This is a genomic window from Microbacterium sp. NPDC003461 (assembly GCF_053588335.1).
Genome location: NZ_JBSFPT010000009.1, coordinates 41,454 through 59,160, shown reverse-complemented (window position 1 = coordinate 59,160; position 17,707 = coordinate 41,454). Strand labels below are relative to the sequence as shown.

The following is a 17,707-nucleotide window of genomic DNA, read 5'->3' as shown; positions in this document are numbered from 1 at the left end:
CGCGGCGATCAGTCGTCCGAGACGGTGACGGTGACCTCGATGTTGCCGCGCGTCGCGTTCGAGTAGGGGCAGACCTCGTGGGCGGCGTCCGCGAGTTCCTGCGCCGTGGCGTGGTCGAGCTCGGGGATGACGACCTCCAGCTGCACGGCGAGCTGGAACCCGCCCTCGCCGTTCGATCCGATCGACACGCGCGAGCCGACCGACGATCCCTCGATCGCGATCTTCCGGCCGCGCGCGACGGCGTGCAGCGCCGAGTGGAAGCACGCGGCGTACCCCGCGGCGAACAGCTGCTCGGGGTTGGCGCCGGCGCCCGATCCGCCCATCTCCCTCGGGACGGCGAGGTCGAACGCGAGGTCGGACCCGGCGACGGCGACGTGCCCGTCGCGGCCCGCGCCGGTCGAGAGTGCTTCGGTCGTGTAGAGAGCATCCATGCGTCGACCCTAGGCGGGCGGCGGGGACGTGGCGCCGGATCGGTGGAAAGGGCGCCAGTATGCGCGAAGCGGCCCGCGGGCGCCACCCCGGTGTGCGACGCCGCGAGGGCTCTTAGCGTGGCGGCGAACGCACACGACGAAAGGAGTCATCATGGCCGACGAGCCGCAGAGCCCCGTCCGCGACAAGAACTACAACCTGATCTGGGCGCTCGAGGCGTCGCTGCACAACGTGTGGAAGCTCGAGACGTACATCGAGGACGCGGAGCGCGAGGGCGACGAGGAGCTCGCCACCTGGTTCCGCAAGATCCAGCACGAGAACCGCAAGGCCGGCGAGCAGGGCAAGCAGATGCTCGCGCGCCGGCTGGCCGAGGCGCAGTGACGCGCAGCTCCTGAGCGCGGCCGGCGGTGGTCGGCCGCGCTCGCTGCGTTCTGCGCACGTTCGGCGCGGTCGCAGGATCCGCCGATCCTCGGTCCCGCAGACTGTCGGCATGGGATTCACCCGCGCCCAGCTCGAGGCCGCTCGCGACCGCGCCGTGCCCGATCTGATGCCCGAGCGGCCGCGCCTCGTGTTCGTCGGCATCAACCCGGGGCTGTGGACCGCGGCGACCGGCGCGCACTTCGCGCACCCGGGCAACCGGTTCTATCCGGCGCTCGCCGCGGCGGGCATCCTGCCGCGGCCGCCCGAGATCACGCCGGAGGGGTTCGCGGACACGGATCGCCGGATGATCCTGGACGCGGGGATCGGCGTCTCGAACCTCGTGCATCGCGCCACCGCCCGCGCCGACGAGCTGACGCGCGAGGAGCTCGTGACCGGGGCGGAGCGACTCGAGGGCGACGCGCGGCGGTGGGGCGCACCGGTGATCGCGGTCGTCGGGCTCACGGCGTACCGGCAGGGCTTCCGCCGCCCGCGCGCGGCGGCCGGGCGCCAGCCCGAGCGGCTCGGCCCCTCGGAGCTGTGGGTCGTGCCGAACCCCAGCGGGCTGAACGCGCACGACACCGTCGCCACGCTCGCGGTGGCGTATGCGGAGCCGGCGCGCGCCGCCGGGGTGATCGCGTGAGCGCGGCGCCGCCGCGGCGCGGGGCGCGTCGCATCGTCGCGGCCATCGGCCTCGCGGTCGTCATCGCGTGCGGTCTGCTCGTGCACGGCGCACTGCCCGACACGGCCGCGACCGACATCGCCGGCGACGCGCTCTACGCCGCGGCGGCATACCTCGGCGTCGCGCTGCTCGCACCCCGTCTGCCGCCCCTCGCGGTGGGCGCGCTCGCCGCGGCCTGGTGCGTGGCGGTGGAGCTGCTGCAGCTCACCGCCCTGCCGGGCGCCGTGGTCGCCGCCTTCCGCCCGGCCGTCCTGCTGCTGGGCACGGCGTTCGACGCGCGCGACCTCGTCGTGTACGTCGCGGCCGTCGCGGCGCTGCTGGCGGGGGATGCGGGGCTCACGGCGGCGCGAAGGCGGGCGGACCGCGCGTTCATATCGGAGGCATAGCGGCGCCAAAGTGCGGGGAAAGATGCGGGCGGCAGGCTCTTCTTCATGACCGAAGACCGCAGCTTCCTCCCTCAGAACACTCCTCCCGCCCAGCGGGCGTCCCGGCCGCGTGCCGCGTGGATCCTCTCGTCCCTTCTGGCGGCGGGCCTCGTCCTCGCGGGCTGCGCGGCCGGCTCGAGCACCGCGTCGACCGCCGAGCCCTCGAGTCCCTCCTCCCCGTCCAGCGCCAGCGCGACCACCGCGGACGACGCCGACGGGACGACGACCGCAGGCACGATCGCCGACACGGCAGCGGCGGCCGACGCGTTCCTCGCGACGCTGAGCGACGAGCAGCGCGAGACCGTGACGTACGACTTCGACGACGTGACGAAGACGACGTCGTGGACGAACTTCCCCGTCACCTTCGTCCAGCGGGCAGGCCTCAACCTGGCCGATCTGACCGACGAGCAGCGGGCGGCGGCGATGAACGTGCTCGAGGCGCTGCTCGAGGACGAGGCCTACGCCATGGTGACAGGAATCATGGGCGGCGACGAGTACCTCGGCGAGTACAGCTCGTCCACCGAGGACTCGCTCGGCCAGTACTACCTCGCCTTCTTCGGCGATCCATCCGACACCAGATCGTGGGAGGTGCAGTTCGGAGGACATCATCTCGGCATCAACGCGACGCTGCAGGGTGCCGAGAACGCCATCACGTTCGCGCCCACGCATCTCGGCGTGCAGCCGGCCGTCTACACCGGGGAGGACGGCGAGGAGGTGCAGCCGTTCGCCACGATCTACGAGACGGCATTCGCCTTCTACGACAGCCTCGATGCCGCGCAGATCGACGCGCTGTACCAGGGAGAGCAGGTGCAGGAGTTCTCCTGCCAGCCCGGCGGCACGTGCGACTACGACACGGGGGTCGGGCTGCGCGGATCGGACCTGACCGACGAGCAGAAGCAGCTGCTGCTCGACGTCATCGCGAACTGGGCGGGCATGGCGGACGACGAGACGACGGCCGCCGCGCTCGCCGAGATCGAGGAGACGCTCGACGAGACCTACGTCAGCTGGTCGGGCGCGACGGTGTACGACATGACGCAGGGCAACGGCATCGGCTTCCTCATCTCCGGCCCGAATGTGTACATCGGCTTCGCGGGCCAGCAGGGATCCGCCGGCGCTGACGTGGACGGCGTGACGACCTCCGGCTGGGGGCACGTGCACACGATCTACCGCGACCCGACGAACGACTACGCGAACAGCGTCGAGCAGCAGGAATCGACCGGCATGGCCGGCGGGCCGGGAGGCGGACGGCCGTGAACGCAGCCGCTGGCCGCCGGCGGTAGGTCAGGCGGGGTCGGGTCGTCGTGTCGGGCCGCGCTGTCGTGTTCGTGCCCGTGCCCGTGCCGGGGTGCGGGCGGTGCGGTGGGGCGGTCGTGCGGGTCGGTAGGTGCGGTGTCGGTCGATCCAGGCCGGGGCGCTGACTTCGGGCAGGCCGTTTCGCATGCGGATGCGCCAGCCCGACCGGTCGAGGTTGTGGTGGTGCCACCAGCACAGGAGCACCCCGTTATCGGTATGGGTCGCGCCGCCCTTCGAGTGCTCTTCGACGTGGTGGATCTCGCACCACGCGGCCGGGATGCTGCAGCCGGGGATGATGCACCCGCCGTCTCGGGCGGTGATCGCCCGACGCTGATGCGCGTTGAACACCCGCTCCGGGCTGCCGAGGCGGATGATCCGCCCCTCCGGGTTGAGGAACACCTTCTGCACCGCCCCCGTACACGCGATCCGGTGCGCCACCGACGCGGGGACCGGCAGGTCGGTGCCCTCGAGCTGGGCGGTGCCGCCGGGGGCGAGCGCGTCATCGGTGATCGTGACGAGCAGCGTCGGGGCGGCACCTCCGAGCGTCGGAGCGTCGGGGTCTTTTGCGGCGGTGTGGATGACGGCGGTGAGGACGTCGTGACGCTTCTGCGTGGCCGTGCGCGGGTCGTGGACGATCTCATCCCGACTCCAGGGGTCGTCGGGGCCGCGGGTTTCCGGGTCGGTGCCGAGACCGTCTCCGAGTGACCCGGTGGGGGTGAAGTCGACGGCGGGGTTCAGGTACGCGTCGAACATCCGCTGCAGCCCGGCGGCGGTCTCGGGCATCAGCTCACCCCGGATCGGGACCAGCCCGTTCCTGGGGGTGCCGAGGGTGAGGGACCTGTTCCGGGACGCGCGTTCGGCGTCGGGTTCGGCACCGTCCGGGTCCAACCATGCCGCCCACGCGTCGGCCTGGACCCGCAGCAGTGCGAACGTCACCGGCACCGGGGCCTCACCGTCGGGGAGATCCTCCTCGGTGGGGCGGCCGGTGGCGCTGGCGACCAGCTGCTGCTCCGCCACCGCCACATGCTCCGCGAGCGCCGTGCCGTGCCGCCGCACCCGGTGGAGGGAGTCGGTGATCACCCGGGCCGCCTCCACCCCCAGCACCCCGTCACGGAGAGCATCCGCCACCACCGGGAACGGGGCCGGCAGCGTCTCACCCAGCAGCGACAGGCGTGGGCGGGTGTGGGAGTCGAGACGGATCCGGTGGTTCACGGCCCCCGGCGACGCTCCCGTGGCCCGCTCGAGCAGTTCGACCGCGGAACGGCATCCGAACCGGGCGGAGAGGCGGTCGTCGCCGGAACGGTCCGAGCGGGCATCGACCTCACCGGCCACACGCACCCGCAGCGCATCCACCACACGACCCAGGCCCTCGACCTCCCCGGCCAAGGCCACCAGATCCGCATCCGACGCGCCCTCCACCCGGGACCGCACGCCCGCCAGCAGCGCCTGCGCATCCGCGACCACGGCGCGTGTGTCGCGGTCCCGGGACTCGAGCGGAGGAGTGGTTTCCATGACTCGACACTAGAACCAACCTCCGACACTCGCCGAAGTTATCCACAGGATTGGCAGGTGCTGATTCGCACATGATGACGTTGCGGTGGTCGCTTCATCTCCGCGGCCTCCGGCCGCTCCGTTCAGCAACCGATCCGTTCGACACCCATCAGGCACCGACCTCGTCTCCGCTCGCTTCGCTCGGTCGACGAACGGGGACAGCGTCAGCCCCAGGGGGAGGTTGTCGTGCCCGGGCGGGCCGGGCGCAGCGCGGGCGGGGGCGGCCACGGCAGCTCGTGCAGCTCGTAGGGCACGTCGATCGCGCCGAAGTCGTCGGTCTTGACGAGCACGCGGCCGGGCCGCGCGGCGCTCTCGCCGGGCGAGACCTCGACGATCCGCACCCGGACGGCGCGGCCGTCGAGCTCGAGCTCCCACACGTCGGCCAGCCACGAGAGCCCGACGGCCTCCAGCTCCTCCTCTGCCGCGACCCAGTCGAGCGGCCCCGACACGTCGGCGCCGAAGAGCGACACCGCGACGAACCCCTCGCCCTCCGGCCGGATCCACCCGAGCAACTCGCGGTCGCTCGCGCGGCGGTGCGGGATCCAGGACGCGGGCACGACACTCATCCTGCCGAGCGTACCGGCCCTCACGCCCAGTGAGACAGCAACCCCGCGCCGAGACAGCGTGCAGACGCCGCTGTCTCGGCGCACAGTTGCTGTCTCGCGGAAGAAGAGCGGGTCAGGGGTGGCCGGAGAGGGCGTCGCGCAGGGCCTTCTCGGCGTCGTCCCCCGCGTGGGCGGCCTCGGCGTTCTCGGCGCGCACGGCGTCGACGATCTCGGAGCGCTGGATGCGGGTGGAGCGCGGGGCGCGGATGCCGATGCGGATGCTGTCGCCCTTGACGTCGAGCACCGTGACCTCGACGTCGTCGCCGATCAGCAGGCTCTCGCCGATCCGCCTCGTCAACACCAGCATCGCCCCAGACTATCGGCCGGGAGGGGCCGATCGGTCAGGGGCGGCGGGATCACGCGGCCAGCGACTGCGCGTCGCGCACGACGCCGACCGTCTCGATCGTCATGCCGCCCGCGGTCGCCTCGTTGTACGACAGCACGGGGATGCCGTCGGCCTGCGCCGACACGAGGCGGCGCACGGCGGGCCGCAGGGTCGGCGCGCACACGAGCACGGGCTCGCCGAGCGACGGGTCGATGCCGGCCGTGGCGTCCTTGACGGATTGCACGATCTGCTCGATCCGGGCCGGGTCGAGCACGATGTGCGTGCCGTCCTCTCCCGAGCGCATGCCCTCGAGCATCGCCTGCTCCAGCAGCGGCGCGATCATGATCACCCGCAGCCGGCCGTCCTGCGCGAAGCGCGCGGCGATCGCCGGGCCGAGCGCGGCGCGGGCGGCCTCGATGAGGCCCTCGGGATCGGTCGACACCTTGGCCCGCAGCGCGAGGGCCTCGTAGATGCGCGCGAGGTCGTTGATCGGCACACGCTCGGCGAGCAGTCCGGTGAGCACGCGCTGGATCTCGGCGAGCGAGAGCAGCGACGGCGTCAGCTCCTCGACGGCCGCCGGGCTCACCTGGCGCAGGCCGTCGGTGAGCTGGCGCACGTCCTCGCGGCTGAGCAGGCGCGCCGCGCCCGCCTGCACGATGTCGGACAGGTGCGTGACGATCACGCTCGCCCGGTCGATCACCGTCGCGCCGGCCAGCTCGGCGCTGTGGCGCATCTCGAGCGGGATCCACTTGCCCTCCAGCCCGAAGACCGGGTCGAGCGTCGTCGCGCCGGGCAGCGTCTCGAGCGCCCCGCCGAGCGCCAGCACCGACGCCGGCGGCGCGACGCCGCGGCCGGCCTCGACCCCGGCGATCCGGATGACGTAGGTGGAAGACGGCAGGTCGATGCTGTCGCGCGTGCGCACGGGCGGCACGAGGAAGCCCAGCTCCAGCGCGATGCGCTGGCGCAGCGCCTTCACGCGCGCCAGCAGGTCGTCCGGCCCGCCCGTGACGAGGTCGACGAGGTTGGGCGCGAGCAGGATCTCGAGCGCGTGCACCCGCATGCGCTCCATGAGGTCCTCCGGCCGGTCGGACGGCTTGCTCGGCGCGACCTCGGTCTCCTGCGCCTCGCGGCGCGCCTCGGCCGCCTTGATCCGCTGGGCCGCCAGCAGCAGCGCCGCACCGATCGCGATGAACGGCAGCATCGGCATGCCGGGGATGAGCGACATGACGATGGCCGCCGCGCCCGCGATGCTCAGCGCGATGCGCGACTGCATGAGCTGGGCCGACGCGGCCTGGCCCATCTCGTGCTCGGTGTTGGCGCGCGTGACGATCATGCCCGTCGAGACGGCCATGAGCAGGGCGGGGATCTGCGTCACGAGGCCGTCGCCGATCGTCAGCAGGCTGTAGGTGCCCAGCGCCTCGTCGATCGCCATGCCGTGCTGGACCATGCCGATCGCGAGCCCGCCGACGAAGTTGATGATGATGATCACGAGGCCCGCGATCGCGTCGCCCTTGACGAACTTCGACGCGCCGTCCATCGCGCCGTAGAAGTCGGCCTCGGCCGCCACCTCGGCGCGCCGCGCCCGCGCCTCGGTGTCGGTGATGAGTCCCGCGTTGAGGTCGGCGTCGATCGCCATCTGCTTGCCCGGCATGGCGTCGAGGGTGAAGCGCGCGCCGACCTCCGCGACGCGCTCGGCGCCCTTCGTCACCACGACGAACTGGATGACGACGAGGATGAGGAACACGACGGCGCCGATGATGAGCGATCCGCCCACCGCGATGTCTCCGAAGGCGTGGATCACCTCGCCGGCGTACGCCTCGCCGAGCACGAGGCGCGTCGAGGCGACGTTGAGCCCGAGCCGGAACAGCGTGGCGACGAGCAGCAGCGAGGGGAACACCGAGAAGTCGAGCGGCTTCTTGGCGAACATCGTCGTGAGCAGGATGACGAGCGCGAACATGATGTTCAGGATGATCAGCAGGTCCAGCAGCGGCGGCGGCACCGGCACCACGAGCAGCATGATGATCCCGACCACGCCGATCGGCACGGCCAGGCTCTTCAGGACGGTTCTCATGCGGGTCTCCCTGCGGTGGATGGATCGGGCATGGTGTGCACGCCGCGCGCCGAGCCGCGGCGCTTGAGCGCGGCGACGAAGACGAGCACGCGGGCGACGGCCGTGTAGAGCTCGGCCGGGATCTCCTGGCCCAGCTCGCACGCGGCGTGGATGGCGCGGGCGAGGGGGATGTCGCGGACCATGGGCACGCCGGCCTCGGCCGCGCGCTCGCGGATGCGCTCGGCGATGATGCCCGCGCCCTTCGCGACGACGCGGGGGGCGGAGCGGCCGGGCTCGTACGAGAGGGCGACCGCCACGTGCGTGGGGTTGACGAGCACGACGTCGCTGCCGCCGACCGCCGCGATCATGCGGTTGCGGCTCATCGCCAGCTGGCGCGAGCGGCGCTGCTGGCGGATGAGGGGGTCGCCCTCGGAGTTCTTGTTCTCGTCGCGCGCCTCGCGCTTGGTCATGCGCGTGTGCTTGGTGTTGCGGCGCATCACGACCATGACGTCGACGATCGCGAGCGCGACGCCCACGGCGACGGCGACCCAGAGCACCGCGGCGGCGGCCCCGGCGGCCTCGGAGATGAGGCGGCTCACCGAGCTGCCGCCGCTGGCGGCGAGCATGGGCACGAGGCTCGCGATGACGAGCCACAGCGCCCCGCCGATCGCGGCCGTCTTGAGCAGCGCCTTGGCGCCCTCCCACAGCGCCTGCATGCCGAAGACGCGGCGCAGGCCCGTGACGATGTTGAACTGCTCGACGCGCATCGGCACGCCCCGCAGGTGGACGCCGCCCTGCGCCGCGGCGGCGATCACCGTCGCGATCATCACGGCGGCCAGGAACGGTCCGAGGGTGGCGCCCATCGAGCCCAGCGCGTCGCCGAGGATGGCCACCGCCCGCTGCGGATCCGGGTCGCGCGTGATCGACCCGACGGCGAGGAACTGGGCGGTGCCGGCCTGCGCGCCGTCGGCGACGGCGGTGGACATGAGCGCGCCGGCCGCGGCGATCCCCACCCAGGCGGTGAGGTCCTGGCTGCGCGAGATGCGGCCCTTGCGCCGCGCCTCGCGCAGCCGCCGCTCGGTGGCCTTCTCGGTGCGCTCGCCGCTGTCGGACTGGCTCACGGGGTCACCCCCCGCATCAGTCCCAGGGCCTGGCGGGCCAGCGCGTCGACGATGCCGGGCAGCGTCAGCACGACGATGCCGGCGAGTACGAGCGTCAGCATGATCTTGAGCGGGAAGCCGAGCGCGAACGCGTTGAGCGCCGGGGCGACGCGCGTGATGAGGCCCAGGCCCACGTCGGCCAGGAACAGCACCAGCACGAGCGGGCCGGCGATCTGGACCGAGGCGAGCATGAGCTGCCCGACGACCCCGGTGAGCAGCTCGGCGGGGCCCGAGATGTCGAAGACGCCGTCGACGGGCACGGCGTCGAAGCTGCGCGCGAGCCCGGCGATGATGAGCTGGTAGCCGTCCGAGGCGAACAGCAGCACGATCGCGGTCATCTGGAACAGGCGCGTGAACTGCGCACCGTTGACCATGGACTGCGGGTCGAACGCCTGGGCGAGCTGGAAGCCGCCGAACACGTCGATGAGGCTTCCCGCCGCCTGCACCGCCGAGAAGACGGCCAGCACGAGGAAGCCGAGCAGCGCCCCGGTGAGCAGCTGCAGCACGAGGGCCCCGAGGAACGGCGCCGTGGCGAGGCTCTCGTAGCCCGGCGCGACCGTGGCGCCGACGGCCAGCGACAGCCCGATCCCCAGCATCGCCTTGATGCGGGCGGGGATCGCGCCGTGCGAGAACGGCGGGGCGATGAACAGGAACGCCGTGATGCGCACGGCGGCCATCATCGTCGCCTCCAGCCACACGAAGTCCACCGGGATGTTCACGTCAGCCGCCCGAGAGGAGAGAGGGGAGGCGCCCGAACATCTCGTTCGTGAAGGCGATGGCCTCGGCGATCATCCAGTTGCCGCACACGAGCAGCGCGATCGCGACGGCGACGGCCTTCGGCACGAACGACAGCGTCACCTCCTGCACCTGCGTGATCGACTGCAGCAGCGAGATCGCGAAGCCCACCACGAGCGCCGTGACGAGCAGGGGCGCGGCGAGCTTGGTCGCGAGGATCAGGCCCTGCATCCCGATGTCGAGCACCGCCTCCGGGGTCATCCCACGCCCCCGTACGAGTCGAGCAGCGACCGGATGATGAGACCCCAGCCGTCGACGAGGATGAACAGCAGGATCTTGAACGGCAGCGAGATCATGACCGGCGGGAGCATCATCATGCCCATCGCCATGAGCGCCGACGCGACGACGAGGTCGATGATGAGGAACGGCACGAAGATGACGAAGCCGATGATGAACGCCGCCCGCAGCTCGGAGATCATGAACGCCGGGATGAGCGTGTACAGCGGCACGCTGCCCGGATCGTCCGGATTGGGCTGATCCGCGGCGCGGGTCATGAGCGCGAGGTCCTCCTCGCGCGTGTACGCGAGCATCCAGTCGCGCAGCGGGCCCTGGCCGACGTCGAAGGCCTGCTGGAACGTCATCGCGCCGTCGACGAAGGGCTGCACGGCGATCTCGTTGATGTCGGTGAGCACCGGCCACATGATGAAGATCGACAGGAACAGCGACAGCCCGGCGAGCACCTGGTTCGGCGGGATCGACGGCAGCGACAGCGCGTTCCGCGCGAGGGCGAGGACGACGAAGATCTTCGTGAACGACGTCATCATCAGCAGCAGCGCCGGCGCCACCGACAGCAGCGTGATGCCGAGCAGCGTCAGGATCGACGACGACGGCTCGCCGTTGACGCCGTAGATGTCGATGTTCATCGCGTGCGGCGCAGCGCCTCGGCGGTCTGCCTCCAGGTCGCGGGGGAGAGGATCGATCCGCTCAGCGGATCGGGCCGGCGGCGGGAGCGGTCGCGCCGCAGCGGCACGTCGTCCGGCAGCGCGGCGGCCGGCTCCACCGCATCCGCGTCGAACCCGGGCTCGGGGTCCGCGGGCGCGGTGATCTGATGGGGCGAGCGGATGCGGTCGACCACGTTCACGCCCTGCTCGGTGACGCCCAGCACGTAGCGCGTGCCCTCGACGTCGACCACCACGAGCTGTGCCTTGCCGCCCAGGGACTGCCGCGACACCACCGCGATGTCGCGCGGCACCTTCGCGCCGCGGGTGAAGCGGCGCTGCAGGTACCAGAGCGCGCCGAGCACCGCCGCGAGCGAGACCGCGACGCGCAGCGCGAGCAGCAGATCGTCCAGCTCAGACCTCGGCGTTCTCGAGAATGCGCGTGATCCGCACGGCGTAGTCCTGGTCGACGACCACGATCTCGCCGTGCGCGATGAGGCGCCCGTTCAGCTTCACGTCGGCGGGCGCGCCGGCGGAGCGGTCGAGCTCCACGACGCGGCCGGGGGAGAGGTCGAGCACGTCGCGCACGGCCATGCGGGTGCGGCCGATCTCGACGGTCAGCTCCATCTCGACGCCCGCGATGCGCTGCAGCCGGCGCGAGGGCACGCCGGTCGCCGTGGCGGCGTGCGTCACGCGCACGGCGAGGCGGCCGATCGTGCGGCCGGACTCGTCCTGCAGGTCGAAGATCCGCGCCTGCGGGTGCGAGAAGAGCGACGAGGCGTCGCCGACGCGCGCCTCGCGCATGACGCCGGGGCCGAGGGCGGCCGAGGCGGCGTCGAGCGACTCGTGCAGCCGGTCGGGCAGCGGGGCGTCGGGCACGCCGTCGACGAGGGCGGCGGGGTCGAGGATGAGCACGGCCAGCTCGGCGCTCGACTCGCCGACGTACGACACGATGACCGCGTCGCCGGTGTCACCCGAGGCGTGCGACGCATGGGCGCTGATCTCGCTGGTCGTCGGCAGCCGCGACGCGAACGCGGCGGCGACGGCGGACTCGTGGGCGGTGGGGGTCACCTGGGCTCCTCTGCGGGGACGGGATCGGACGGCGCCGCGGGATCGGACGGCACCGACGTGATGACGCACGCGAGACGCGCGCCGCTCGCGCCGACGGCGGCGGACGCGACGGGCACGCCTGCCGCGACGAGATCGAGCGGGCGGTCGTCGGCATGCGGGATGCGGATGAGGTCGCCCACCGACAGGTCGAGGACGTCCGTCGGGTGCACGGTGAGCGGCGTCAGCCGCAGGGCGAGCTCGAGCGGGGTGTGCTCCACCTGCTCGTGCACGAGCTCGGACGCCCGGTCGGACGGCATGACGGGGGCCGCGCTGCTCAGCCGCTCCAGCACGAGCGCCGCGGGGAGCATGACGCTCGCCGGCACGGTGCGGTCGCCGGTGCTCAGCGACAGCCGGGCCACGATGACGAGGTCTCCGGCCGACGCGAGCTGGGCGAACTGCGGGTTGTACTGGATCCCGCTCACGGCGAGCCGGCCGGGCAGCAGGGCACCGAGCGCGTGCGAGAGCGTCTCGAGGCCGTCCGCCATGAGGTACCGGATGAGCGCCTGCTCGATGGTCGTGAGGGGCCGCTCGTCCGTGACCTCCACGGGGCGGCCTCCCACCATCTGCACGATCCACGACAGCGCCGCCGACAGCGGGAACTGCACGATGCCGCTGGCCTCGCTCTCAGGCACGGCGCACACGACGACGGTCGTCGTCGACGGCAGCCCGTCGGCGTACTCCGCGTAGGTCTGCAGCTCGACCTGCTCCACCGCCACGTGCGAGCGGGCGCGGATCTTGTCGGTGAGCTGCGTGGCCCACAGGCGCGCGAAGGTCTCGAACGACAGCTCGAGCGCGCGGGCGTGCTCGCGCGCGAGCGTGGCCGGGCGGCCGAAGTCGTACACCTCGACCGTCTGGTCCGTCTCGCCCTGGGCGGGCGCGTTCGCGCGCACGTCGATCACCACGACCCGGACTATCGGGCGTGTGCGGACGTGCGTTAGGCGCCGCCGGCTTCGGGTTCCGGCGACGGGATCGGATCGGTCGGGCGATCGGCTCGCGGATCGGCCTGCCGGACGGTCCGCGGCGGCTCAGCTCGACTGGCCGGCGACGATGTCGGGGATGAGCGCGCGCACCTCCTCCTCGGCATCGGAGAGCACGACGATGTCGACGCGGCGGTTGCGGGCGAGATCCGCGGCCGAGTCGCCCTCGGCCACCGGGCGGGCGTCGCCGTACCCCACGGCCTGCACGTGGTCGCCGCGCACGCGCCCCACCTCGACGAGGTGGCGCAGCACCTGTGTGGCGCGCCCCGAGGAGAGCTCCCAGTTCGTCTCGTACACCGCGGTGGTGGGACGGCGGTCGGCGTGGCCCTCGACGGAGATCTGGTTCGGCACTTCGACGAGCACCGTGCCCAGCGCGTCGAGCACCGCGACGGCCTTGGCGCTCAGGTCGACGCTGTTCGTCTCGAAGAACGTCTCGGCGCCGATGAGCCCCACGGTCAGGCCGCGGTCGTCGATGACGAACTCGGCGGTGTCGCCGAGGCCACGGGCATCCAGCGCGCTCTGCATCCGGCGCTGCAGATCCTGCAGGTTCTCGACCTCCTGCTGGGCGGCGAGCAGCGTGGGGTCGGCGGCCGCGCCCTCGTCCTCGGCCTCGAGCTCCGGGGGCAGCACGAGGCCGGTGCTGAGGTCGACCTCCTCGCTCGGCTCCTGCCCGAAGCCGGTGGCGAGCGAGTCGCGCAGCTGGTCGAACTTCTCCTGATCGACGCTCGACATCGCGTACAGCACGATGAACAGGCACATGAGCACCGTGATCATGTCGAGGTACGACGCCATCCAGCGCTCGTCCGGGCCGTCGTGGCCCCCGGAGGAGTGATCGGCCGCGCGGCGGCGGCCTCCGCGCCGCACGCTCATGCCGCCTCGATCGTCTCCGGCATGTCGGCGCTCGCGGCGGCCTTGGCGGGCGCGGGCGCCTTGCGATCCGACACGAGGGCCTGCAGCCGCTCGGCGACGTGGTGCGGCGGGCTGCCGGCCTGGACCGTGAGCATGCCCTCCATGACGAGCGTCATGCGCTCCATCTCGATCTCGGCCAGGCGCTGCAGACGGTTGCCGATCGGCAGCCACATGAAGTTGGCCGACAGCAGGCCCCACAGGGTCGCGACGAAGGCGGCGGCGATCATGGGACCGAGCGTGTCGGGGGTGTCGAGCTGCTCGAGCACGTGCGTGAGCGAGACGACCGTGCCGATGATGCCGACGGTCGGCGCGTACCCGCCCAGCGTCATGAAGAAGCGCGAGGCGGTGCGGTTGCGCGCCGCGGCGGAGGCGATCTCGTCCTCGAAGACGATGCGCAGCTCCTCGGCGTCGGTGCCGTCGGCGATGCTCTGCAGCGCCTGCCGCATGAACGCGTCGTCGGTCTCGGGCACGAGCTGCTCGAGCGACAGCAGACCCTCGGCGCGGGCCTTCTCGGCGTAGCCGACGATCTGGTCGATCAGGTCGGACGCCGTGCGGCGGTCGCCGCGGATCGCGCGGGGCAGTGCCCGGAACGCGGCGATCGCGTCGCGCATGGTGCCGCTGGCGATGCCGATCGCGATGGTGCCGCCGAAGACGAGGATCATCGGGGCGGGCAGGAACAGCGCGGCCAGGCTCGCGTTCTCGAGCGTGATCATCGCGTACAGCGAGCCGAACGCGACGACGATTCCGATGAGGAAGGCGAGATCCATCAGCTGATCACTCCGGTCACGTCACCGGAGCGGCGCACGTCGGCCGCCGAGGCGAGCACGCGGGCGCGGAAGGCGGCGATCCGCTCGATGACCTCGGACATCGGCTCCAGGACGACGAAGGTCGCTCCGTCCACCATGATCAGCGTGGTGTCCGGCGACTCGTGAATCCGCTCGATGAGATCCGGATTCACGGCGAACCGGGTTCGGTTCAGGCGCGTGACGACGATCATGGCTCCATCCTGGAAACTGCGAGCGACCCCTCCTGGGTCGCCAGACGGCCCGTCCTGGTCCGTCGATGATCACTGTCGGCCGGACGGGCCGCCGCGTTAGCGATCGTTCACCTCGGCCTCGAACGACGCGGTCAGCGCCCGTCGCCCGGCCATGCACGCAGGTACTCGTCGACGTCGAACGGTCGAAGCGGGGCGTCTGCGCGCACGTAGAGCGGATGACGAGGATGACCGTTCTTCGTGAGGTCGCCAAGAGACATCCACTCGCATCCGGCATCGTTCGCGACCTGCAGAATGTCGCGCAGCAGCAACCGCAGGTAGGGACGCGATGCGATCAGCCCGCCCCAGGCGGCGACAAGCGTCGGGCGCCCCTGAACCATCCGCGCGATATGACGCTCGTTCTCCGCCTTCAGCGCGTCGTCGAACTCGGCATGGAGGCCCTGCGGATCCGTGGAGATCTGGGGGTACACGTTCAGCATCGTCCAGCTGTCGAACCCGTTGTCGGCGGCGAAACGCATCACGCGCGCGATGGTGCGGTCGGGCGCGTTCGGCGCCGCAGTGCTCGGATTGATCCCGATGCACACGAGGGGGTTGACGCCCACCGTACCCAGTACGAATCGCGCGGAGCCGGCGGGATCGTGCTCGTACGTCCATCCGTCCGTCATGGGGCCGTCCTTCGATGGCATCCTGCTGAGCCCGGGAGGCATGCGACCATCGCCTCATCGGCATCGATCATCGGCTGCCGTTCCAGCTCGCCGCCTCGAGGGCCATCGCGGCCCGCGCGCGGCGCAGCAGCGGAAGCCGGCCGGGGTTGTTGCTGATGTTGATCGGCGGCGTGAAGTGCACGATCACGGCAGCCTCGACGGCGCCGAGCGGTACCGGCATGCGGGCCGGCGAGGGCCAGACAGCGAGTGTCAGCCGTGCGTGCATCCAGGCGGTGAGACGGCCGTCCCCGCCCTCGGCGAGCGCATAGTTCGAGAAGCGCTCGGGCTTGGACGGGTTGCGCGGCACGGCATGCAGGCCGAGAGCGTCGCGCAGCAGTGCCGCGAAGGAGCGGCGCACCGTGGAGCTGCCGGTGCGCGGCTTGACCTCGGGGTCGGTCGCGAAGTGGCCGCTCAGGTCACGGGCGGCGAGGCTCCGTTCGGCCTTGCCGACGTAGAGGGGAGTGCCGGGCGCAGGATCCAGCTGGAGATCGCGCCACGCCTGCGCGTCCCCGTAGATGGCATAGAGGCCAGGTCGCGCGGGCACCTGCCGCACGGCTTCCGGGATCGCCCAGCGATCGCCCGTGAGCGCATCGACGGCGGCTGCCGTCAGTTCCGGCAGGGTCGTGGTCGCTGCCATGGCGGTGAATCTCCTCACGCGCGGCGCGGGCGCCACGCACGTCTCTGCCTCTCCGCGCGCGATCGAGGACCGGAAGGGGTGACAGACGTCGGGAGGGCTGCCGCCGTACCGCTCGGAGCCCTCCCGATCATGCGACGGCGCTCCGGAGAACGCCGTCCCGTGGATCAGCGCTTGAGGTTGGTCAGCTCCTGCAGCACCTCGTCGCTGGTGGTGATGATGCGGGCGTTCGCCTGGAAGCCGCGCTGGGCGACGATGAGGTTCGTGAACTCCTGCGAGAGGTCGACGTTCGACATCTCCAGCGCCCCGCTGATGAGCGATCCCATGCCGTCGGCGCCGGCCTCGCCGATGACGGCCTCACCCGAGTTCACGGTGGGCCGGTACTGCGAGTTGCCGACCTTCTCGAGACCCGTGGGGTTGACGAAGTTCGCCAGCGCGACGCGCGCGAGCACGGCGGTGGCGCCGTTGTCGAACGTGCCGACCAGGCTGCCGTCGTCCGACAGCGCGTACGACTGCAGCGTGCCGGCGGGGCGGCCGTTCTGCCCGGAGATCGCGACGGTCGACAGCTCGGCGTAGCCCGTGATGTTCGACAGATCGATCTCGATGTTGCCGACCGTGAGCGGGCCCTCCGGCGTGAGCTCGCCGTTCGCGAGCTCGAGGCCGACGGGGTTGCCGCCCTCGGCGGTGACGCTCCAGCCGGTGCCGGTGCGCGTGAAGGTGAGGGTGAGGGTGCCGGCCGCGCCCTGCGCGTCGTACACGGTCACGTCGCGGACGAGCTGCGCGCCCTCGTCCGCGTCGGAGGGCAGATTGCCGGAGACCTGGGCCGTCGTCGTCGCGGCGGCCGGCGACACGGCGCCGACGGGCAGCGTGATGTTCCCCAGCGGCGATCCCGGCACGATGACGCCGTTCTGCGCGGTCCAGCCCTGCACGAACGCGCCGTCCGAGCTCACGAGCCGGCCCTGGGCGTCGAACGAGAAGGCGCCGTTGCGGGTGTAGGTGGTCTCGCCGCCCGTGCTCGTGACGAAGAAGCCGTCGCCGGCGATCATGAGGTGCGTCGGCACGCCCGTGGACTGGGCGGCGCCCTGCGCGAAGTTCGTCGTGATGGCGGCGACCTGCACGCCGAGGCCGACCTGCGCGGGGTTGCTGCCGCCGGTGTCGGCCTGGGGGAGCGTCGAGTTCTGCACGAGCTGCGAGAGCGTGTCCTGGAACTCCACCGACGAGGCCTTGAACGCGGTCGTGTTGACGTTGGCGATGTTGTTTCCGGTGACATCGAGCATCGTCTGGTGCGAGCGCATGCCCGAGATGCCGGAGTAGAGGGAGCGGAGCATGTTGCCTTCCTTCGGTGTGGGGGATCAGGAGACGACGCCGGAGACGGCGTCGAGGGGCACGGAGACGTCGTCGAAGAGGACCTCGGGGGTGCCCTTGGCGAACGAGACGGCGGTGACGACGCCGGTCTGGGTGGCGCCGTCGGCGTCGAGGTACGAGGCCTTGCGGCCCACGAGCTCGGTGGCCGCCTGGCGCATGGTGAGCGCGAACGTCTCGGTCGACGTCGTCGACAGCGCGGTGAGCTGCTCCATCATGGCCAGCTGCGTGCTCTGCGCGATCATCTCGTTCGTGTCCATGGGGGAGGAGGGGTCCTGGTTCTGCAGCTGCGTGACGAGCAGCTGCAGGAACACCTCGGAATCGAGCGTCTGCTTGCGCTCGGTCGTGGTGGTCGAACCGGTGTAGAGGCCGGTCGCGGTGGAGACGGGGTCGACGAGGGGCATGGT

At 71.8% G+C, this 17,707-nt stretch carries 23 protein-coding genes; 4 read left to right on the top strand and 19 right to left on the bottom strand.

Features of this window, described 5'->3' with window-relative positions; genetic code table 11:
- Window positions 1-8: 8 nt before the first annotated feature.
- Complete coding sequence (locus ACWDR7_RS05785; RefSeq protein WP_449853979.1) at window positions 9-431, bottom strand: organic hydroperoxide resistance protein; 423 nt, start codon at window positions 429-431, stop codon at window positions 9-11.
- A gap of 151 nt (window positions 432-582) precedes the next feature.
- Here ACWDR7_RS05785 and ACWDR7_RS05780 point away from each other — a divergent pair, with 151 nt between their 5' ends.
- The 4 genes from ACWDR7_RS05780 to ACWDR7_RS05765 all read left to right on the top strand — a co-directional run bounded on the left by ACWDR7_RS05780 (window position 583) and on the right by ACWDR7_RS05765 (window position 3,207).
- On the top strand, window positions 583-810 hold the full coding sequence (locus ACWDR7_RS05780) for a hypothetical protein (RefSeq protein WP_449853978.1): 228 nt from the start codon (window positions 583-585) through the stop codon (window positions 808-810).
- Between the two features lie 109 nt (window positions 811-919).
- Window positions 920-1,489: a mismatch-specific DNA-glycosylase gene (locus ACWDR7_RS05775; protein ID WP_449853977.1), complete on the top strand. Its 570-nt coding sequence runs from the start codon at window positions 920-922 to the stop codon at window positions 1,487-1,489.
- On the top strand, window positions 1,486-1,914 hold the full coding sequence (locus tag ACWDR7_RS05770; RefSeq protein ID WP_449853976.1) for a DUF2809 domain-containing protein: 429 nt from the start codon (window positions 1,486-1,488) through the stop codon (window positions 1,912-1,914). Before ACWDR7_RS05775 ends, ACWDR7_RS05770 begins: the two co-directional genes overlap by 4 nt.
- 45 nt (window positions 1,915-1,959) lie before the next feature.
- The gene (locus ACWDR7_RS05765; RefSeq protein ID WP_449853975.1) at window positions 1,960-3,207 is read left to right on the top strand and encodes a DUF3500 domain-containing protein; all 1,248 of its coding nucleotides are present in this window, start codon (window positions 1,960-1,962) and stop codon (window positions 3,205-3,207) included.
- A 27-nt stretch (window positions 3,208-3,234) separates the two neighbouring features.
- On the opposite strand, the gene ACWDR7_RS05760 is transcribed toward ACWDR7_RS05765, so the two are convergent.
- From ACWDR7_RS05760 to ACWDR7_RS05675, 18 genes are all read right to left on the bottom strand, one after another.
- Window positions 3,235-4,758, bottom strand: a complete 1,524-nt coding sequence (locus ACWDR7_RS05760; protein WP_449853974.1) for a DUF222 domain-containing protein — start codon at window positions 4,756-4,758, stop codon at window positions 3,235-3,237.
- A 203-nt stretch (window positions 4,759-4,961) separates the two neighbouring features.
- Window positions 4,962-5,363: a hypothetical protein gene (locus tag ACWDR7_RS05755; protein ID WP_449853973.1), complete on the bottom strand. Its 402-nt coding sequence runs from the start codon at window positions 5,361-5,363 to the stop codon at window positions 4,962-4,964.
- 112 nt (window positions 5,364-5,475) lie between these two features.
- Window positions 5,476-5,709, bottom strand: a complete 234-nt coding sequence (gene csrA, locus ACWDR7_RS05750) for a carbon storage regulator CsrA (RefSeq protein ID WP_449853972.1) — start codon at window positions 5,707-5,709, stop codon at window positions 5,476-5,478.
- A gap of 49 nt (window positions 5,710-5,758) precedes the next feature.
- On the bottom strand, window positions 5,759-7,798 hold the full coding sequence (locus tag ACWDR7_RS05745) for a flagellar biosynthesis protein FlhA (RefSeq protein ID WP_449853971.1): 2,040 nt from the start codon (window positions 7,796-7,798) through the stop codon (window positions 5,759-5,761).
- Window positions 7,795-8,898 carry an EscU/YscU/HrcU family type III secretion system export apparatus switch protein gene (locus ACWDR7_RS05740; RefSeq protein WP_449853970.1) on the bottom strand — a complete coding sequence of 368 codons (1,104 nt, stop codon included), beginning with the start codon at window positions 8,896-8,898 and terminating at the stop codon, window positions 7,795-7,797. The genes ACWDR7_RS05745 and ACWDR7_RS05740 overlap by 4 nt, the downstream gene beginning before the upstream one ends.
- Window positions 8,895-9,656 (bottom strand): flagellar biosynthetic protein FliR, encoded by a 762-nt coding sequence (locus ACWDR7_RS05735; RefSeq protein ID WP_449853969.1) that lies wholly within the window; start codon window positions 9,654-9,656, stop codon window positions 8,895-8,897. The genes ACWDR7_RS05740 and ACWDR7_RS05735 overlap by 4 nt, the downstream gene beginning before the upstream one ends.
- A 1-nt stretch (window position 9,657) precedes the next feature.
- The gene (fliQ, locus tag ACWDR7_RS05730; protein WP_449853968.1) at window positions 9,658-9,933 is read right to left on the bottom strand and encodes a flagellar biosynthesis protein FliQ; all 276 of its coding nucleotides are present in this window, start codon (window positions 9,931-9,933) and stop codon (window positions 9,658-9,660) included.
- A complete protein-coding gene (gene fliP, locus ACWDR7_RS05725) occupies window positions 9,930-10,595 on the bottom strand; it encodes a flagellar type III secretion system pore protein FliP (RefSeq protein WP_449853967.1) in 666 nt (221 codons plus the stop codon). The genes fliQ and fliP overlap by 4 nt, the downstream gene beginning before the upstream one ends.
- The gene (locus ACWDR7_RS05720; RefSeq protein ID WP_449853966.1) at window positions 10,592-10,975 is read right to left on the bottom strand and encodes a FliO/MopB family protein; all 384 of its coding nucleotides are present in this window, start codon (window positions 10,973-10,975) and stop codon (window positions 10,592-10,594) included. Before ACWDR7_RS05720 ends, fliP begins: the two co-directional genes overlap by 4 nt.
- A gap of 49 nt (window positions 10,976-11,024) precedes the next feature.
- Window positions 11,025-11,681, bottom strand: coding sequence for a flagellar motor switch protein FliN (gene fliN, locus ACWDR7_RS05715; protein ID WP_449853965.1), 657 nt, complete (start codon window positions 11,679-11,681; stop codon window positions 11,025-11,027).
- A complete protein-coding gene (locus ACWDR7_RS05710; protein WP_449853964.1) occupies window positions 11,678-12,622 on the bottom strand; it encodes a flagellar motor switch protein FliM in 945 nt (314 codons plus the stop codon). The genes fliN and ACWDR7_RS05710 overlap by 4 nt, the downstream gene beginning before the upstream one ends.
- Before the next feature lie 123 nt (window positions 12,623-12,745).
- Window positions 12,746-13,567 carry an OmpA/MotB family protein gene (locus tag ACWDR7_RS05705; protein WP_449853963.1) on the bottom strand — a complete coding sequence of 274 codons (822 nt, stop codon included), beginning with the start codon at window positions 13,565-13,567 and terminating at the stop codon, window positions 12,746-12,748.
- Window positions 13,564-14,373, bottom strand: a complete 810-nt coding sequence (locus ACWDR7_RS05700) for a motility protein A (protein ID WP_449853962.1) — start codon at window positions 14,371-14,373, stop codon at window positions 13,564-13,566. The genes ACWDR7_RS05705 and ACWDR7_RS05700 overlap by 4 nt, the downstream gene beginning before the upstream one ends.
- Window positions 14,373-14,603, bottom strand: a complete 231-nt coding sequence (locus tag ACWDR7_RS05695; protein WP_449853961.1) for a flagellar FlbD family protein — start codon at window positions 14,601-14,603, stop codon at window positions 14,373-14,375. Before ACWDR7_RS05695 ends, ACWDR7_RS05700 begins: the two co-directional genes overlap by 1 nt.
- A gap of 131 nt (window positions 14,604-14,734) precedes the next feature.
- Window positions 14,735-15,265 carry a DUF1643 domain-containing protein gene (locus ACWDR7_RS05690; RefSeq protein ID WP_449853960.1) on the bottom strand — a complete coding sequence of 177 codons (531 nt, stop codon included), beginning with the start codon at window positions 15,263-15,265 and terminating at the stop codon, window positions 14,735-14,737.
- A gap of 67 nt (window positions 15,266-15,332) precedes the next feature.
- Window positions 15,333-15,941 carry a GIY-YIG nuclease family protein gene (locus tag ACWDR7_RS05685; protein ID WP_449853959.1) on the bottom strand — a complete coding sequence of 203 codons (609 nt, stop codon included), beginning with the start codon at window positions 15,939-15,941 and terminating at the stop codon, window positions 15,333-15,335.
- A gap of 164 nt (window positions 15,942-16,105) precedes the next feature.
- Entirely contained in the window at window positions 16,106-17,266 is a 1,161-nt protein-coding gene (locus ACWDR7_RS05680; protein ID WP_449853958.1) for a flagellar hook protein FlgE, read from the bottom strand.
- 24 nt (window positions 17,267-17,290) lie between these two features.
- Entirely contained in the window at window positions 17,291-17,704 is a 414-nt protein-coding gene (locus tag ACWDR7_RS05675; RefSeq protein WP_449853957.1) for a flagellar hook capping FlgD N-terminal domain-containing protein, read from the bottom strand.
- Window positions 17,705-17,707 lie beyond the last annotated feature (3 nt).

What these genes read in the sequence shown, in the direction of transcription:
- ACWDR7_RS05785 (WP_449853979.1), bottom strand. Translation starts at nt 431, where the DNA reads ATGGATGCTCTCTACACGACCGAAGCACTCTCGACCGGCGCGGGCCGC.
- ACWDR7_RS05780 (WP_449853978.1), top strand. Translation starts at nt 583, where the DNA reads ATGGCCGACGAGCCGCAGAGCCCCGTCCGCGACAAGAACTACAACCTG.
- ACWDR7_RS05775 (WP_449853977.1), top strand. Translation starts at nt 920, where the DNA reads ATGGGATTCACCCGCGCCCAGCTCGAGGCCGCTCGCGACCGCGCCGTG.
- ACWDR7_RS05765 (WP_449853975.1), top strand. Translation starts at nt 1,960, where the DNA reads ATGACCGAAGACCGCAGCTTCCTCCCTCAGAACACTCCTCCCGCCCAG.
- ACWDR7_RS05760 (WP_449853974.1), bottom strand. Translation starts at nt 4,758, where the DNA reads ATGGAAACCACTCCTCCGCTCGAGTCCCGGGACCGCGACACACGCGCC.
- ACWDR7_RS05755 (WP_449853973.1), bottom strand. Translation starts at nt 5,363, where the DNA reads ATGAGTGTCGTGCCCGCGTCCTGGATCCCGCACCGCCGCGCGAGCGAC.
- csrA (WP_449853972.1), bottom strand. Translation starts at nt 5,709, where the DNA reads ATGCTGGTGTTGACGAGGCGGATCGGCGAGAGCCTGCTGATCGGCGAC.
- ACWDR7_RS05745 (WP_449853971.1), bottom strand. Translation starts at nt 7,798, where the DNA reads ATGAGAACCGTCCTGAAGAGCCTGGCCGTGCCGATCGGCGTGGTCGGG.
- fliQ (WP_449853968.1), bottom strand. Translation starts at nt 9,933, where the DNA reads ATGACCCCGGAGGCGGTGCTCGACATCGGGATGCAGGGCCTGATCCTC.
- fliP (WP_449853967.1), bottom strand. Translation starts at nt 10,595, where the DNA reads ATGAACATCGACATCTACGGCGTCAACGGCGAGCCGTCGTCGTCGATC.
- ACWDR7_RS05705 (WP_449853963.1), bottom strand. Translation starts at nt 13,567, where the DNA reads ATGAGCGTGCGGCGCGGAGGCCGCCGCCGCGCGGCCGATCACTCCTCC.
- ACWDR7_RS05700 (WP_449853962.1), bottom strand. Translation starts at nt 14,373, where the DNA reads ATGGATCTCGCCTTCCTCATCGGAATCGTCGTCGCGTTCGGCTCGCTG.
- ACWDR7_RS05695 (WP_449853961.1), bottom strand. Translation starts at nt 14,603, where the DNA reads ATGATCGTCGTCACGCGCCTGAACCGAACCCGGTTCGCCGTGAATCCG.
- ACWDR7_RS05690 (WP_449853960.1), bottom strand. Translation starts at nt 15,265, where the DNA reads ATGACGGACGGATGGACGTACGAGCACGATCCCGCCGGCTCCGCGCGA.
- ACWDR7_RS05685 (WP_449853959.1), bottom strand. Translation starts at nt 15,941, where the DNA reads ATGGCAGCGACCACGACCCTGCCGGAACTGACGGCAGCCGCCGTCGAT.
- ACWDR7_RS05680 (WP_449853958.1), bottom strand. Translation starts at nt 17,266, where the DNA reads ATGCTCCGCTCCCTCTACTCCGGCATCTCGGGCATGCGCTCGCACCAG.
- ACWDR7_RS05675 (WP_449853957.1), bottom strand. Translation starts at nt 17,704, where the DNA reads ATGCCCCTCGTCGACCCCGTCTCCACCGCGACCGGCCTCTACACCGGT.